Below are 15,294 nucleotides of genomic sequence, written 5' to 3'. Positions count from 1 at the left end.
GACCTGCGGTTATCTCAGTAACCGAAGTTCTGGGTCCACCAGGGACCGCCGGACCCGAACTCGACACCGACGCCCAGCGTCTTGAAGTCGCAGTTCAGGATGTTGGCGCGGTGGCCGGGGCTGTTCATCCAGGCGTCCATCACAGCCGCGGCGTCGGCCTGGCCGCGCGCGATGTTCTCGCCGCCGAGGTTGGATATCCCGGCCTTCTCGGCCCGGTCCCACGGCGTCCTGCCGTCCGGGTCGGTGTGGTCGAAGAAGCCCCGGGCGGCCATGTCCTCGCTGTAGTTCCGGGCCAGCTCGGCCAGCACGCTGTTCGCGGCGAGCGGGCTGCAGCCCACCTTGGCGCGCTCCTCGTTCACCAGCGCGAGCACCTGGGCCGCCGCCGCGGACTCACCGGAGAGCGCGGCGGAGGCGCTGGGCTTCCGCGGCGCCTTGGTGGCCGTGCGGGACGGCGGGTCGGCCGGCTTCTCGCTGGGGGTGGCCGCCGGCTGCTTCTTCTCCGGGGTCTTCTCCTGCGTCTTGTCCGGCTTCTGAGGCGTCTTCGTCGGCGCGGCGGAGGACTTCGACGCGGACGGCGACGGGGAGGCGGAGCGCTCCGCGTCCCGGCTGGTGGGGGCGTCGCCCCGGCTGTCGGCGCTGCCGGAGGTGCCGCCCTGCTCGATCGGGGTGTTCGTCGGCGTGTCCCCGGCCTGCACCTTGTCTGCGCCGCCGTTGCCGCCGAGCTTGTAGTTCTCGAGGCCGGGCACCGCGCCCGTGGCGACCGCGACCGTGCCGAGGGCGACCGCGGCGGACACGCCGAGCAGCCCGGTGCGCATCGGACGCGCGGCCTTCTTCCGGCGGCGGTGCGCGCCGGCGCGGCGGGCACCGCCATCGGGCGTGAAGCCGTCGCTCGCGAACCCGTCTGTGGTGAAGCGGTCGTTCGTGAAGCGGTCGTTCGCGAACCCGTCGCTCGCGAAGACGGCCGTGTCCTCGTAGCGGTCACCCGCCGCGGACGCCTCCGCCCCGAACAGGTAGGCCTCGCTCTTCGCGTAGCTCTCGGCGTACGCCTCCGGGTTCAGATAGGGCGCGATGCCCATCGTCGGAGCGTCTCCCGCGGTGGAGTGCAGCGGCTCGTGGCCCTCCGCGGCGCCGTCGGCCCGCGTGATCCCCGTGGCGGCGCGGCCGGCGGCGGAGCGTCGGTGGCGTCCCATGTCCTGGCCTTCCTCGTCCTGGCGGTCGACTCGTCCTCGAGATCAACACCAAACTCACTCGATCGTGTGAGTTTCATATGAGATTCGTTGAGGGGGGACGGTACCGCATGGCGCAAGTGGAGGAAGTGCCCGGAGGGAGATCAGGCGGTTAGGTTGCAGTCATGAGCGAGGATGTGCGACTGGTCGCCTGGGTGCGGGGACGCGTCCAAGGTGTGGGTTTCCGCTGGTTCACCCGGGCCAAGGCCCTGGAGATCGGCGGCCTGAGTGGTTTTGCTCTCAATTTGGGCGACGGACGGGTCCAAGTGGTCGCCGAGGGCGCGCGAGAGGGCTGTGAAGGCCTGCTGGAGTGGCTCCAGAGTGACGACACGCCCGGCCGCGTGGACGGTGTCACCGAGATCTGGGACACACCTCGCGGCGGCTACGACGGCTTCGCCATCCGCTGACCCCGTACCGCCGGGCGGGCACGCGGGCCGCCCACGGACAGGCCGCGGGACGCCGCCCCGGACGGAAACTCGCTGGTGATTGCCAGAACCGCTTGCCTTGGCAGGCTCCGCACGCAAGGATGATCGCCACGCCCCGAGGGCCCCGCAGAAGCCGCCGCACCGCCGTTCCCGGCCGTGTGTGCCCGGGTCGCCCGCCAATACGGGGCGTGATCGTGTTGACCGTCAAACTTTTTGGTGAGACGCTGAAAGCACCCCGCGCACCTTAGCTGTTTGGCATGGCTGAACGGCAGCACAACTCCAGGCCTGCCAGGCAGGGCGGGTGCGAATCCCTCACGACCCACACCGCATCGGTCGGTCACTCATTGTGGAGGACCATCCATCATGGCAAAGGCGCTTCTCGGTTACGTCGGCGGCTCCGACCCTCGACTCCTCGCCGAGATGCGACGGCTCCAGCAGCGCGTCCAGGACCTGGAATCCGAGCTCGTACGGATCCAGGCGGAGAACGAAGCGCTGACGGCTGCCGCTTCTCACGACAGGATCATGGAGAGCGTTGACGCACACCAGGCGGAGCCTGCGCTCACCTGATCACTGCATCGCTCCACAACAGCACAGCAGTGGTCGGGCCGCCCGTCACAACCGCTGAGTTGTCAGAAGTGCAAGGGACGCCCTCGGCGTCCCTTCTTTCTTTCCCCACGCATCCTTTCACCGTCTTTAACGTTTGGTGTGCCCTGCGCGTTCACCGGCGAAACCGCGGGTTCATGGAGTGAGACCAACCCGGGCGGTAGAGTCCGGCGGCGTGCACCTCAAGGCCCTGACCCTCCGCGGGTTCAAGTCGTTCGCCTCGGCCACCACACTCCGGTTCGAGCCGGGCATCACGTGCGTCGTCGGACCGAACGGCTCGGGCAAGTCCAACGTCGTCGACGCGCTCAGCTGGGTCATGGGCGAGCAGGGCGCCAAGTCGCTGCGCGGCGGCAAGATGGAGGACGTCATCTTCGCCGGCACCACCGGCCGCCCGCCCCTGGGCCGCGCCGAGGTGTCCCTGACCATCGACAACTCCGACGGGGCCCTGCCCATCGAGTACGCCGAGGTCACGATCACGCGGATCATGTTCCGCAACGGCGGCAGCGAGTACCAGATCAACGGCGACACCTGCCGCCTCCTCGACATCCAGGAACTGCTCTCCGACTCCGGCATCGGCCGCGAGATGCACGTCATCGTCGGGCAGGGCCAGCTCGACTCCGTGCTGCACGCCGACCCCATGGGCCGCCGCGCCTTCATCGAGGAGGCCGCCGGCGTCCTCAAGCACCGCAAGCGCAAGGAGAAGGCGCTGCGCAAGCTGGACGCGATGCAGGCCAACCTCGCCCGCGTCCAGGACCTCACGGACGAGCTGCGCCGCCAGCTCAAACCGCTGGGCCGACAGGCGGCGGTCGCGAGAAGGGCCGCCGTCATCCAGGCGGACCTGCGCGACGCCCGCCTGCGCCTCCTCGCCGACGACCTCGTCCGCCTCCGCGAAGCCCTCCAGGCCGAGGTCGCCGACGAGGCCGCGCTGAAGGAGCGCAAGGAGGCCGCCGAGCAGGAGCTGCGCAGGGCGCTCCAGCGCGAGGCCCTCCTGGAGGACGAGGTACGGCAGCTCACGCCGCGCCTGCAGCGCGCCCAGCAGACCTGGTACGAGCTCTCCCAGCTCGCCGAGCGGGTGCGCGGCACGATCTCGCTGGCCGACGCCCGGGTGAAGAGCGCCACCTCCGCACCTCCCGAGGAACGGCGCGGCCGCGACCCCGAGGACATGGAGCGCGAGGCCGCCCGCATCCGCGAGCAGGAGGCCGAACTCGAGGCGGCCCTGGAAGCCGCCGAACGCGCCCTGGAGGACACGGTCGCCCACCGTGCCGAGCTGGAGCGCGAACTGGCCCAGGAGGAGCGGCGCCTGAAGGACGCCGCCCGCGCCATCGCCGACCGGCGCGAGGGCCTGGCCCGGCTCAGCGGCCAGGTCAACGCGGCCCGCTCCCGCGCCGCCTCCGCCCAGGCCGAGATCGAACGCCTGGCCGCCGCCCGCGACGAGGCGCAGGAACGTGCCGTCACCGCCCAGGAGGAATACGAGGCGCTCAAGGCCGAGGTCGACGGCCTCGACGCCGGCGACGTCGCACTCGCCGAGCAGCACGAGGCCGCGAAACAGCAGCTCGCCGAGGCCGAGGCCGCCCTCACGGCAGCCCGGGAGGCCGCCACCTCGGCGGAACGTCGGCGCGCCGCCACCCAGGCCCGGCACGAGGCCCTGGCACTCGGCCTGCGCCGCAAGGACGGCACCGGGACACTGCTCGCGGCGAAGGACCGCCTCTCCGGCCTGCTCGGCCCGGCGGCGGAGCTCCTGACGGTGGCCCAGGGCCACGAGGTCGCCCTGGCCGCCGCCTTCGGGGCGGCGGCGGACGCCATCGCGGTCACGTCCCCGGCATCCGCGGCCGACGCGATCCGACTCCTCCGCAAACAGGACGGTGGCAGGGCCACCCTGCTCCTGGCAGGAGATGACGCCCTCAGGGGCGCGGGGCCGCATCAGACGTGCGGCTGCCGCCGCGTGGGCGCGACCAGCCACAACGGCGCCGCAGACACCCGCCACACCTACGCCGCAGACCTGGTCCGCGGCCCCACGGACCTCATGCCTGCCGTCAGGCGGCTGCTCCACGGCATCGTCGTCGTCGGCACCCTCGAAGACGCCGAGGACCTCGTCTACGCCCACCCCGACCTCACCGCCGTCACGGCCGAGGGCGACCTCCTCGGCGCCCACTTCGCCCACGGCGGCTCCGCGGGCGCCCCCAGCCTCCTCGAAGTACAGGCCTCCGTCGACGAGGCCGCCGCCGAGCTGGAGGAGCTGGCCGTCCGCTGCGAGGAGCTGACCGAGGCCCAGCACGAGGCCGTCGAGCGGCGCAAGGAGTGCGCCGCGCTGGTCGAGGAGCTGGGGGAGCGGCGCCGGGCCGCCGACCGGGAGAAGTCGGCCGTCGCCCAGCAGCTCGGCCGGCTCGCCGGGCAGGCACGTGGCGCGGCGGGGGAGGCCGAGCGGTCCACCGCCGCCGCGGCCCGGGCCCAGGAGGCTCTCGACAAGGCCCTCCAGGAGGTCGAGGAACTCGCCGAGCGGCTCGCCGTCGCCGAGGAGATGCCGATCGAGGAGGAGCCCGACACCGCCGTGCGGGACCGGCTTGCCGCCGACGGCGCCAACGCCCGCCAGACCGAGATGGAGGCCCGGCTCCAGGTCCGTACGCACGAGGAACGGGTCAAGGGCCTCGCCGGCCGGGCCGACTCCCTCGACCGGGCCGCCCGCGCGGAACGCGAGGCACGCGCGCGTGCCGAGCAGCGGCGGGCCCGGCTGCGGCACGAGGCGGCGGTGGCGGAAGCCGTTGCCTCCGGCGCCCGGCAGCTCCTCGCGCACGTCGAGGTGTCCGTCGCCCGCGCCGACGAGGAGCGCACCGCCGCCGAGGCCGCCAAGGCCCGGCGCGAGCAGGACCTCGCCCGCGCCCGCACCGAGGGTCGCGACCTCAAGGCCGAACTCGACAAGTTGACGGATTCGGTCCACCGCGGCGAGGTACTCGGCGCCGAGAAGCGGCTGCGGATCGAGCAGCTGGAGACCAAGGCGCTGGAGGAGCTGGGTGTGGAACCGGCCGGGCTCGTCGCGGAGTACGGACCGCACCAGCTCGTGCCGCCCTCGCCCCCCGCCGAGGGGGAGGAGCTGCCGGAGGACCCCGAGCACCCCCGCAACCGGCCGAAACCGTTCGTCCGGGCCGAGCAGGAGAAGCGCCTGAAGGCCGCCGAGCGCGCCTACCAGCAACTCGGCAAGGTGAACCCGCTCGCGCTGGAGGAGTTCGCGGCGCTGGAGGAGCGCCACCAGTTCCTCAGCGAACAGCTGGAGGACCTGAAGAAGACCCGCGCCGACCTGCTCCAGGTCGTCAAGGAGGTCGACGAGCGGGTCGAGCAGGTCTTCACCGAGGCCTACCGGGACACCGCACGGGAGTTCGAGGGCGTCTTCAGCCGGCTGTTCCCCGGCGGTGAGGGGCGGCTGGTGCTGACCGACCCCGACAACATGCTCACCACGGGCGTGGACGTCGAGGCCCGGCCGCCGGGCAAGAAGGTCAAGCGGCTGTCCCTGCTCTCCGGCGGGGAGCGGTCGCTGACCGCCGTGGCCATGCTCGTGTCGATCTTCAAGGCGCGGCCCAGCCCGTTCTACGTCATGGACGAGGTCGAGGCCGCACTCGACGACACCAACCTCCAGCGGCTCATCCGGATCATGCAGGAGCTCCAGGAAGCCTCCCAGCTGATCGTGATCACGCACCAGAAGCGGACGATGGAGGTCGCCGACGCGCTCTACGGCGTCTCCATGCAGGGCGACGGTGTGTCGAAGGTCATCTCGCAGCGCCTCCGCTAGATGGGTGTGGTCTACACCGGTCTCACCTGCGGCTCTCGATGACTTCATTTCTTGAACACATCACTGACACATCCCTGCCTCAGATTCACGGCGGCTGTCCTATTGACTTCGAAACTTGAAGGCATAGTCTCGGCAACGTTCCTTTTACCTTCAGGTACCTTCAGGTGGCACCTCGAAGGGCTGACCCTCTCCGGCAGCGTTGCCGGTGGCCCGAGGAGTACACGTGACCAGCACAGCGCAGGCACCCCAGTCAGGAGCCAGGACGGCTCATCCCGAGCATCTCGGGCACGTCATCTTCATCGCGGCGGCGGCCGCGATGGGCGGTTTCCTCTTCGGCTACGACAGTTCCGTGATCAACGGCGCCGTCGAGGCCATCCGTGACCGCTACGACGTCGGCTCCGCGGCCCTCGCCCAGGTCATCGCCATCGCCCTCATCGGCTGCGCCGTCGGCGCCGCGACCGCCGGCCGCATAGCCGACCGCATCGGGCGCATCCGGTGCATGCAGATCGCCGCGATCCTCTTCACCGTCAGCGCCGTCGGCTCCGCGCTGCCCTTCGCGCTGTACGACCTCGCCTTCTGGCGCGTCGTCGGCGGCTTCGCCATCGGCATGGCCTCCGTGATCGGCCCGGCCTACATCGCCGAGGTAGCCCCACCCGCCTACCGCGGCCGGCTCGGCTCCTTCCAGCAGGCCGCGATCGTCATCGGCATCGCCGTGTCGCAGCTGGTCAACTGGGGCCTGCTGAACGCCGCCGACGGCGACCAGCGCGGCAAGCTGATGGGCCTGGAGGCCTGGCAGGTCATGCTGGGCGTCATGGTCATCCCGGCCATCCTCTACGGGCTGCTCTCCTTCGCCATCCCGGAGTCCCCGCGCTTCCTGATCTCCGTCGGCAAGCACGAGCGCGCCCGCGAGATCCTCACCGAGGTCGAGGGCAAGGACATCGACCTGGACGCCCGTGTCGCCGAGATCGAGGGCGCCATGAAGAGCGAGCACAGGTCGAGCTTCAAGGACCTGCTCGGCGGCAGCTTCTTCTTCAAGCCGATCGTCTGGATCGGCATCGGCCTCTCGGTCTTCCAGCAGTTCGTCGGCATCAACGTCGCGTTCTACTACTCCTCGACGCTGTGGCAGTCGGTCGGCGTCGACCCGACGGACTCGTTCTTCTACTCCTTCACCACGTCGATCATCAACATCGTCGGCACCGTCATCGCGATGATCTTCGTCGACCGCATCGGCCGCCGGCCGCTCGCGATCATCGGCTCGGTCGGCATGGTCGTCGGCCTGGCGCTGGAGGCCTGGGCGTTCTCCCACCACCTGGTCGACGGCAAGCTGCCGGCCACGCAGGGCTGGATCGCCCTGATCGCCGCGCACGTCTTCGTCCTCTTCTTCGCCCTGTCCTGGGGCGTGGTCGTCTGGGTCATGCTCGGCGAGATGTTCCCCAACCGGATCCGCGCCGCCGCCCTGGGCGTGGCCGCCGCCGCGCAGTGGATCGCCAACTGGGCCATCACCGCGAGCTTCCCGTCGCTGGCCGACTGGAACCTCTCCGTGACGTACGTGATCTACACGGCGTTCGCCGCGCTCTCGATCCCGTTCGTGCTGAAGTTCGTCAAGGAGACGAAGGGCAAGGCCCTGGAGGAGATGGGCTGAGCCCGTCCCGCGCACTCGGGGAGGAGGGCCAAAGTCCCCGCTGCCCCTCTCCCCGTAACCCGCCGCCGCCCCGGTTCGGCCACTGCCCGAGCCGGGGCGGCGGTCCGTCGTCTCACCACACGATGACGCCGCCCTCGATCATCCGGGCGTGCAGGGCGGCCACCTCCAGGTTCCGCAGCCGTCTCACGAGCCCGCGCCGGTGCTCCTCGAAATCCCGCGGGCCCCGGGTGGCCTCGGTGATCGCGTCGAGCCGGTCGCGCAGCAGGGCCACCTCGCGCAGGAACGCCGCGACGTCGTCGACCTCGACCTCCAGGTCGTCGCAGGCCAGCACCGGGAGGAAGCGGGCAACCAGCCGCACGGACCGCCTCCGACCCCCACACCACGGTCCGCCAGGACTCGAACCCGGCCGAGTCGTCGCGCCCCTCGGGGACGTCGAGGATCCGCAGCCGTCCGTCCGGCTCGCGCAGAAACACGTCGACCGACAAGCTCATGGCCCCAGTGGAGCACCGGCCGGGCGCGACGGACCACCGGTCATGCGCCGGCCTCAGCCCTCCAGGACCGGCAGCACCCGCTCGCAGAACAGCTGGAGACTCCGCCACCCCTCCTCCACCGGCATCCCGCCCGCCAGCGGATGCAGGACGTAGGAGTCCAGCCCCAGCCCCGCGCACTGCTCCGGCGAGAGGATCCGGTACACGCCCTCCCCGCGCAGCTCCTCGACGGTCGTCGCGGCCGACTTCACCGCCGAGCGCACCCCGCCCGACTGCCAGGCGGCGTACGTCCGCGCCTCGTGCAGGAAGTGCCGGCCGTACTCCGCCCAGGCCCGGTCCGGGTCCTCGGCGACGTGCAGCAGGGGTGTCTCGGCCGCGGGCATCATGACCCAGCCCTCGGTGCCGTACTCGACGAGCCGCTCCTTGTAGTACGCCTCCAGCTCCGGCAGGTGCGCGCTGGGGAAGAAGGGCAGGCCGAGCCGGGCGGCCCGGCGGGCGGCGGCCCTGGAGGAGCCGCCGACCAGGAGCGGCGGGTGCGGGTCGGTGAACGGGCGCGGGGTGATCCGGACCGTGCGGCCCCGGTAGGAGAACGGCTCACCCGTCCAGGCCTTCAGCAGTGTCTCCAGCAGTTCGTCCTGGAGCTTCCCGCGCCGGGTGAAGTCCACGCCGAACTGCTCGTACTCCTCCGGCCGGTACCCGATCCCGGCGACCGTCACCAGCCTGCCCTTGCTGAGCAGGTCCAGCACGGCGATCTCCTCGGCCAGCCGCAGCGGGTCGTGCAGCGGGCCGATGATCGCCGAGACGGTGACCACGACACGCCGGGTCGCGCCGAAGACGGCTCCCGCGAAGGCGAACGGCGACGGCAGCCAGTTGTTGTCGGCCCCGTGGTGCTCCTCCGTCTGCACGGTGGTCACGCCCCGGTCGTCGGCGTACGCGGCCATCTCCAGGGCCGCCCGGTACCGGGCGCCGAGCTCGGCGGGGGAGGCCCCGGGGGCGACGAGGTTGAAGCGTGCGACCGTGACGGGCATGGCGGCGTCTCCCTTCACCGGGCGGGTGTCCGGGGGACGTTAGCTGACGGGGCGTCAGACATCCAGGGGTGTGGAGATCCGGCGGGCCTCGGTCCTTCGGGGCGGTGCGCGCAGGGTGACCCGGGGCCCCATGACTGATACTGGACGCGTTATGGACATCGTCATCCTTGCTGTAGTCATCGCCGTGGTCGTGCTCGGCGCGCTCGGCGGGCTCATCGTCGGCAGCCGGCGCAAGAAGCAGCTGCCGCCGCCCCCGCCCGCGGCGCCCGACATCACCGCCCCACCGGCCGAGCCGCACGTCGGCGACGAGGCCGAGACGCCGCGGGAGGAACCGCGGCGCACGATAGAGGAGGTGGATCTTCCGGACGGCTCGGCTCCGGTCGTCGTCGAGGAGCCCCCCGCCGAAGCTCCCGAGATCGAGATCCCGGAGCCCACCGCGGGCCGCCTGGTCCGGCTGCGGGCCCGGCTCTCCCGCTCGCAGAACGCCCTCGGCAAGGGCCTGCTCACCCTGCTGTCCCGCGAGCACCTCGACGAGGACACCTGGGAGGAGATCGAGGACACGCTGCTCACCGCCGACGTCGGCGTGCAGCCCACCCAGGAGCTGGTCGAGCGGCTGCGCGAGCGCGTGAAGGTGCTCGGCACGCGCACCCCCGAGGAACTGCGCACCCTGCTCCGCGAGGAGCTCGTCACGCTGGTCGGCCGCGACATGGACCGCGCGGTCAAGACCGAGCCCGAGGACCGCAAGCCCGGCATCGTGATGGTCGTCGGCGTCAACGGCACCGGCAAGACCACCACGACCGGCAAGCTCGCCCGCGTCCTGGTCGCCGACGGCCAGAGCGTGGTGCTCGGCGCCGCCGACACCTTCCGGGCCGCCGCCGCCGACCAGCTCCAGACCTGGGGCGAGCGCGTCGGCGCCTACACCGTGCGCGGACCGGAGGGCGGCGACCCGGCCTCCGTGGCCTTCGACGCGGTCAAGGAGGGCAAGGAGATGGGCGCGAACGTCGTGCTCATCGACACCGCCGGCCGGCTGCACACCAAGACCGGCCTCATGGACGAGCTCGGCAAGGTCAAGCGGGTCGTGGAGAAGCAGGCCCCGGTCGACGAGGTGCTGCTCGTGCTCGACGCCACCACCGGCCAGAACGGCCTGGTCCAGGCCCGGGTCTTCGCCGAGGTCGTCGACATCACCGGCATCGTCCTCACCAAGCTCGACGGCACCGCCAAGGGTGGCATCGTGGTCGCGGTCCAGCGGGAGCTGGGCGTCCCGGTCAAGCTGGTCGGGCTCGGCGAGGGCGCGGACGACCTCGCGCCGTTCGAGCCGGAGGCGTTCGTTGACGCCCTGATCGGGGAGTGAGCCCGGCACCCGCCGAGGCAGGACCTCCGAAGAACCGCATCCGCGCGCGAGAAGCGCCCGCCCCCGAGGTGCAGTCGGGGACGGGCGCTTCGCTCTGTGTCCTTGCCGTGCCTACGCCCGTGACCGGTGCGCCACATACGCCAGCGTGCCCAGCACCAGGCGGGCCTCCGGCGGGCGGGACGCGGAGTCCAGGGCGGGGGAGCGCAGCCAGCGGACCGGGCCGAGGCCGCCGCGGTCCGAGGGCGGTGCCGTGATGTGCGTGCCGGGGCCGAGGCCGCGCAGGTCGAGGGCGTCCGGGTCGTCCCAGCCCATGCGGTAGAGGAGCCCGGGCAGGTCGGCGGCGGCACCGGGGGCGACGAAGAAGTGGGCGCGGCCGTCCGGGGTCGCCGCGACCGGGCCGACGGGCAGGCCCATGCGCTCCAGCCGGGCCAGGGCGCGGCAGCCGGCGGGTTCGGCCACCTCGATGACGTCGAACGCCCGGCCGACCGGCAGCATCACCGAGGCGCCGGGGTACTCGCTCCAGGCCTCGGTCACCTCGTCCAGCGTCGCCCCGGCCGGGATCACCGGTGCGAAGCCGAGCGGATGCGCGCCGGGCGCCGGGCAGTCACGGCGGCCGCAGGAGCAGGCGCCCGCCGACGCCCGGGCACCCGGCACCACGTCCCAGCCCCACAGCCCGGTGTACTCGGCCACGGCGGTGCCGTCCGACGTGCGGCCGCGGCGGCGGGAGCCGGTCCGGATGTCGCGCATGCCCCGGCTGATGCCGATCGTGAAGCCCATACCCCCTCCAACGGGTCCGACGCACCCACGGTTACGCAGCGGACGCGACGCGTGACTCTCCGTTTCCGCCTTCCCGGCGGAGGCCGGTTCACTCGGCGCCCGGAAGTGTCCAGGGTGGTGTGCCTGACGACGCGCGCCCCCGAGTGCATCGCTGCGCCCGCTCCTGGGTGTCCTGTGTCAAGTGAATCGCGCGCAGGCGTACGTGAGTTCATTCGATGGGGTGGCGAATGGTGGCGTTTACGTGTGAGCCATGGCTGGACGGGTGATCGTAGGATTACTTTGTGTGCACGAGGCCTGGGGGCACATGCGCTCGTGGGTATGCCGGAGGCAAGTCGTCTTTCCGTTCGAAGGGTGACAAGGGCCGGACGGACGGCCGTACGAACCGGCATGCTGATAGGGCTTGGCGCACTCGGCGACAAGTGGTCTCAGGGATGGGGGCGTTCCAGTGAGCGGCAACGGCGGAAGCGGGACGAACGCTGCACACGCGACGCACACTGACAAGCGCCCGAACGAGCTGCTCACCTCCTGGTTCGTGCGCAGCGGCTGGTCCAAGGGCGAGCTCGCCCGCCAGGTCAACCGCAGGGCGCGGCAGTTGGGCGCCAACCACATCTCCACCGACACCTCGCGCGTGCGCCGCTGGCTCGACGGCGAGAACCCGCGCGAGCCGATCCCCAGGATCCTCTCCGAGCTGTTCTCGGAGCGCTTCGGCGTCGTCGTCTCCGTCGAGGACCTGGGGCTGCGCACGGCGCGTCAGTCACCCTCCGCGACCGGTGTCGACCTGCCCTGGACGGGCCCGCAGACCGTGGCTCTGCTCAGCGAGTTCTCGCGCAGCGACCTGATGCTGGCGCGGCGCGGCTTCCTCGGGAGCTCGCTGGTCCTGTCTGCGGGCCCGGCCCTCATCGAGCCGATGCAGCGCTGGCTCGTCCCCTCGCCCCCGGCGCCGCGGTCCGAGCCCGACCCCGCGGTCGGTGCGGGGCGCGCCCGCGGCCGGCTCTCCAAGCCGGAGCTGGACCTGCTGGAGTCCACGACGGTGATGTTCCGGCAGTGGGACGCCCAGTGCGGCGGCGGCCTGCGCCGCAAGGCGGTCGTCGGCCAGCTGCACGAGGTGACCGACCTGCTCCAGGAACCCCAGCCCGAGGCCACCACCCGGCGCCTGTTCAAGGTCGCCGCCGAGCTCGCCGAGCTGGCGGGCTGGATGTCGTACGACATCGGGCTGCAGCCGACCGCGCAGAAGTACTTCGTCCTCGCGCTGCACGCGGCCAAGGAGGCCGGTGACCGGCCGCTGGGCTCCTACGTCCTGTCCAGCATGAGCCGCCAGATGATCCACCTCGGCCGGCCCGACGACGCGCTGGAGCTGATCCACCTCGCGCAGTACGGCAGCCGGGACTGCGCGAGCCCGCGCACCCAGTCGATGCTGTATGCGATGGAGGCCCGCGCCTACGCCAACATGGGGCAGCCCGGGAAGTGCAAGCGGGCGGTCCGGATGGCCGAGGACACCTTCGCCGAGGCCGACGAGTGGGACGAGCCGGACCCCGACTGGATCCGCTTCTTCTCCGAAGCCGAGCTCTACGGCGAGAACTCCCACTCGTACCGCGACCTGGCCTACGTGGCCGGCCGCAGCCCCACCTACGCCTCGCTGGCCGAGCCCTTGATGAAGCGGGCCGTGGAGCAGTTCGCCGAGGACGACGAGCACCAGCGGTCGTATGCGCTGAACCTGATCGGCATGGCCACCGTGCACCTCCTCCAGCGCGAGCCCGAGCAGAGCACGGTCTACGCGGCCCAGGCCATGCAGGTGGCCAAGAAGGTGCGTTCCGAGCGCGTCAACACCCGTATCCGAAAGACGGTCGACACCGCCGCACGCGACTTCGGCGACCTCGGCGAGGTCGTCGACCTCACCGAGCGGCTCGCCGCCGAGCTGCCCGAGACCGCCGAGGCGGTCTGAGACCACCCGGCCCCCGAACCCCGGCCGCGGCCGGCCCTCCCGAACTGCCCGACTCGGCTCCCCCATGCCAGGTCATCGGAAGGCCGACCGCGGCCGGCCCGTGTGTCCAGGGCCGCCCGGACGGAAGGTTGCGCCACGATAACGATCGGCGCGCCCGCAATCCGGCAGTTCATCGACGCGTAACACAGCAGGCGCCTTCGTCACGGCCGTGAAACAACGAGGGGCTTCCACCGAAACCGCGCTGCGCCAATCTCGTGGCGCATAACCGGCCCACCCCTCATTCCGCTCGAGGCTTCGCCCGCACGGGGCCGTACCAACGACGAGGAGACGCCGATGGCACCAGCCATCACCCTTGCCGCAGAAGCACCCAAGCTGTCTGCCGCCAACACAGGGTTCATGCTCATCTGTTCCGCCCTGGTGATGCTCATGACCCCGGGCCTGGCCTTCTTCTACGGAGGCATGGTCCGCGTCAAGAGCACCCTGAACATGCTGATGATGAGTTTCATCAGCCTCGGGATCGTCACCATCCTGTGGGTGCTGTACGGCTTCTCGATGGCGTTCGGCACCGACTCCGGCAGCCTCATCGGCTGGAACTCCGACTGGGTCGGCCTCGGCAACATCGGCCTGACCGAGCTGTGGGACGGCTACACCATCCCGGTGTTCGTGTTCCTGGTGTTCCAGCTGATGTTCGCGATCATCACGCCCGCCCTGATCAGCGGTGCCCTCGCGGACCGCGTGAAGTTCAGCGCCTGGGCCCTGTTCATCGCCCTGTGGGCCACGGTCGTCTACTTCCCGGTCGCGCACTGGGTCTGGGGCGCCGGCGGCTGGGCCTTCGAGCTCGGTGTGATCGACTTCGCCGGTGGTACGGCGGTCCACATCAACGCCGGTGCCGCCGCGCTCGGCGTGATCCTGGTCATCGGCAAGCGCGTCGGCTTCAAGAAGGACCCGATGCGCCCGCACAGCCTCCCGCTGGTCATGCTCGGCGCCGGTCTGCTGTGGTTCGGCTGGTTCGGCTTCAACGCCGGCTCCTGGCTCGGCAACGACGACGGCGTCGGCGCGCTGATGTTCGTCAACACGCAGATCGCCACCGCCGCCGCCATGCTGGCCTGGCTCGCCTACGAGAAGATCCGCCACGGCGCGTTCACCACGCTGGGCGCCGCCTCCGGCGCGGTCGCCGGTCTGGTTGCCATCACCCCGGCCGGTGGCGCGGTCACCCCGCTCGGCGCGATCGCCGTCGGCGTCATCGCCGGTGTGCTGTGCGCCATGGCCGTCGGCCTGAAGTACAAGTTCGGCTACGACGACTCGCTCGACGTCGTCGGCGTCCACCTGGTCGGAGGTGTCGTCGGCTCCCTGCTCATCGGCTTCTTCGCCAGCGGCAAGGGCCAGTCCGAGGTCGAGGGCCTCTTCTACGGCGGCGGCCTGACCCAGTTCTGGAAGCAGTGCGCCGGTGTCTTCGCGGTGCTCGCCTACTCCCTGATCGTCTCCGCGATCCTCGCCTTCATCCTCGACAAGACCATCGGCATGCGGGTCACCGAGGACGACGAGGTCGCCGGCATCGACCAGGCCGAGCACGCCGAGACCGCATACGACTTCAGCGGCGCCGGTGGCGGTGCCGCCAAGACCGCAGCCGTGGCGGCCGCAGCGGCCGGCGCCGAGAGCAAGAAGGTGGACGCATGAAGCTCATCACCGCCGTCGTCAAGCCGCACCGGCTCGACGAGATCAAGGAGGCCCTGCAGGCCTTCGGAGTGCACGGCCTGACGGTCACCGAGGCCAGCGGCTACGGTCGTCAGCGGGGCCACACCGAGGTCTACCGCGGTGCCGAGTACACCGTCGACCTGGTCCCCAAGATCCGCATCGAGGTCCTGGTCGAGGACGACGACGCGGAGCAGCTGATCGACGTCGTGGTCAAGGCGGCCCGCACCGGCAAGATCGGTGACGGCAAGGTCTGGTCCATCCCGGTCGACACGGCCGTACGGGTCCGGACCGGCGAGCGCGGCCCCGACGCGCTCTGAGGCAGGCAAACAGAACAGG

At 71.3% G+C, this 15,294-nt stretch carries 12 protein-coding genes; 8 read left to right on the top strand and 4 right to left on the bottom strand.

What is annotated here, in order from left to right; genetic code table 11:
* Window positions 1-14 precede the first annotated feature (14 nt).
* Window positions 15-1,190, bottom strand: a complete 1,176-nt coding sequence (locus tag ACSUPV_RS11355; protein WP_436947414.1) for a CAP domain-containing protein — start codon at window positions 1,188-1,190, stop codon at window positions 15-17.
* Between the two features lie 161 nt (window positions 1,191-1,351).
* Between ACSUPV_RS11355 and ACSUPV_RS11350 the strand changes: the two genes are divergently transcribed.
* From ACSUPV_RS11350 to ACSUPV_RS11335, 4 genes are all read left to right on the top strand, one after another.
* Entirely contained in the window at window positions 1,352-1,633 is a 282-nt protein-coding gene (locus ACSUPV_RS11350) for an acylphosphatase (RefSeq protein ID WP_037763907.1), read from the top strand.
* A gap of 381 nt (window positions 1,634-2,014) precedes the next feature.
* Window positions 2,015-2,218 (top strand): hypothetical protein, encoded by a 204-nt coding sequence (locus tag ACSUPV_RS11345; protein WP_003993245.1) that lies wholly within the window; start codon window positions 2,015-2,017, stop codon window positions 2,216-2,218.
* A 211-nt stretch (window positions 2,219-2,429) separates the two neighbouring features.
* Window positions 2,430-6,035: a chromosome segregation protein SMC gene (gene smc, locus ACSUPV_RS11340; RefSeq protein ID WP_037763905.1), complete on the top strand. Its 3,606-nt coding sequence runs from the start codon at window positions 2,430-2,432 to the stop codon at window positions 6,033-6,035.
* A gap of 223 nt (window positions 6,036-6,258) precedes the next feature.
* Window positions 6,259-7,677 (top strand): sugar porter family MFS transporter, encoded by a 1,419-nt coding sequence (locus ACSUPV_RS11335; RefSeq protein WP_037763904.1) that lies wholly within the window; start codon window positions 6,259-6,261, stop codon window positions 7,675-7,677.
* Between the two features lie 112 nt (window positions 7,678-7,789).
* Here the strand turns inward: ACSUPV_RS11335 and ACSUPV_RS11330 are convergent, their stop codons facing one another.
* The gene (locus ACSUPV_RS11330; RefSeq protein ID WP_382614856.1) at window positions 7,790-8,035 is read right to left on the bottom strand and encodes a hypothetical protein; all 246 of its coding nucleotides are present in this window, start codon (window positions 8,033-8,035) and stop codon (window positions 7,790-7,792) included.
* Between the two features lie 186 nt (window positions 8,036-8,221).
* Window positions 8,222-9,193 (bottom strand): LLM class flavin-dependent oxidoreductase, encoded by a 972-nt coding sequence (locus ACSUPV_RS11325; RefSeq protein WP_382614854.1) that lies wholly within the window; start codon window positions 9,191-9,193, stop codon window positions 8,222-8,224.
* A 151-nt stretch (window positions 9,194-9,344) separates the two neighbouring features.
* Here ACSUPV_RS11325 and ftsY point away from each other — a divergent pair, with 151 nt between their 5' ends.
* Window positions 9,345-10,544 (top strand): signal recognition particle-docking protein FtsY, encoded by a 1,200-nt coding sequence (ftsY, locus tag ACSUPV_RS11320; RefSeq protein ID WP_037763899.1) that lies wholly within the window; start codon window positions 9,345-9,347, stop codon window positions 10,542-10,544.
* Between the two features lie 111 nt (window positions 10,545-10,655).
* Here ftsY and ACSUPV_RS11315 read toward each other — a convergent pair whose 3' ends face one another.
* Entirely contained in the window at window positions 10,656-11,321 is a 666-nt protein-coding gene (locus ACSUPV_RS11315) for a bifunctional DNA primase/polymerase (RefSeq protein WP_031120936.1), read from the bottom strand.
* Between the two features lie 445 nt (window positions 11,322-11,766).
* Between ACSUPV_RS11315 and nsdA the strand changes: the two genes are divergently transcribed.
* The 3 genes from nsdA to ACSUPV_RS11300 all read left to right on the top strand — a co-directional run bounded on the left by nsdA (window position 11,767) and on the right by ACSUPV_RS11300 (window position 15,275).
* Window positions 11,767-13,263 carry a transcriptional repressor NsdA gene (gene nsdA / locus ACSUPV_RS11310; protein WP_037763895.1) on the top strand — a complete coding sequence of 499 codons (1,497 nt, stop codon included), beginning with the start codon at window positions 11,767-11,769 and terminating at the stop codon, window positions 13,261-13,263.
* A gap of 333 nt (window positions 13,264-13,596) precedes the next feature.
* The gene (locus tag ACSUPV_RS11305) at window positions 13,597-14,940 is read left to right on the top strand and encodes an ammonium transporter (protein WP_037763893.1); all 1,344 of its coding nucleotides are present in this window, start codon (window positions 13,597-13,599) and stop codon (window positions 14,938-14,940) included.
* Window positions 14,937-15,275 carry a P-II family nitrogen regulator gene (locus ACSUPV_RS11300; RefSeq protein WP_003993253.1) on the top strand — a complete coding sequence of 113 codons (339 nt, stop codon included), beginning with the start codon at window positions 14,937-14,939 and terminating at the stop codon, window positions 15,273-15,275. The genes ACSUPV_RS11305 and ACSUPV_RS11300 overlap by 4 nt, the downstream gene beginning before the upstream one ends.
* Window positions 15,276-15,294: the final 19 nt, after the last annotated feature.

Source organism: Streptomyces sp. SudanB52_2052 (assembly GCF_964272415.1).
GTDB lineage: Bacteria > Actinomycetota > Actinomycetes > Streptomycetales > Streptomycetaceae > Streptomyces > Streptomyces olindensis.
The sequence above is the reverse complement of the archived record's forward strand: the minus strand, read 5'-3'. Positions and strand labels throughout refer to the sequence as shown.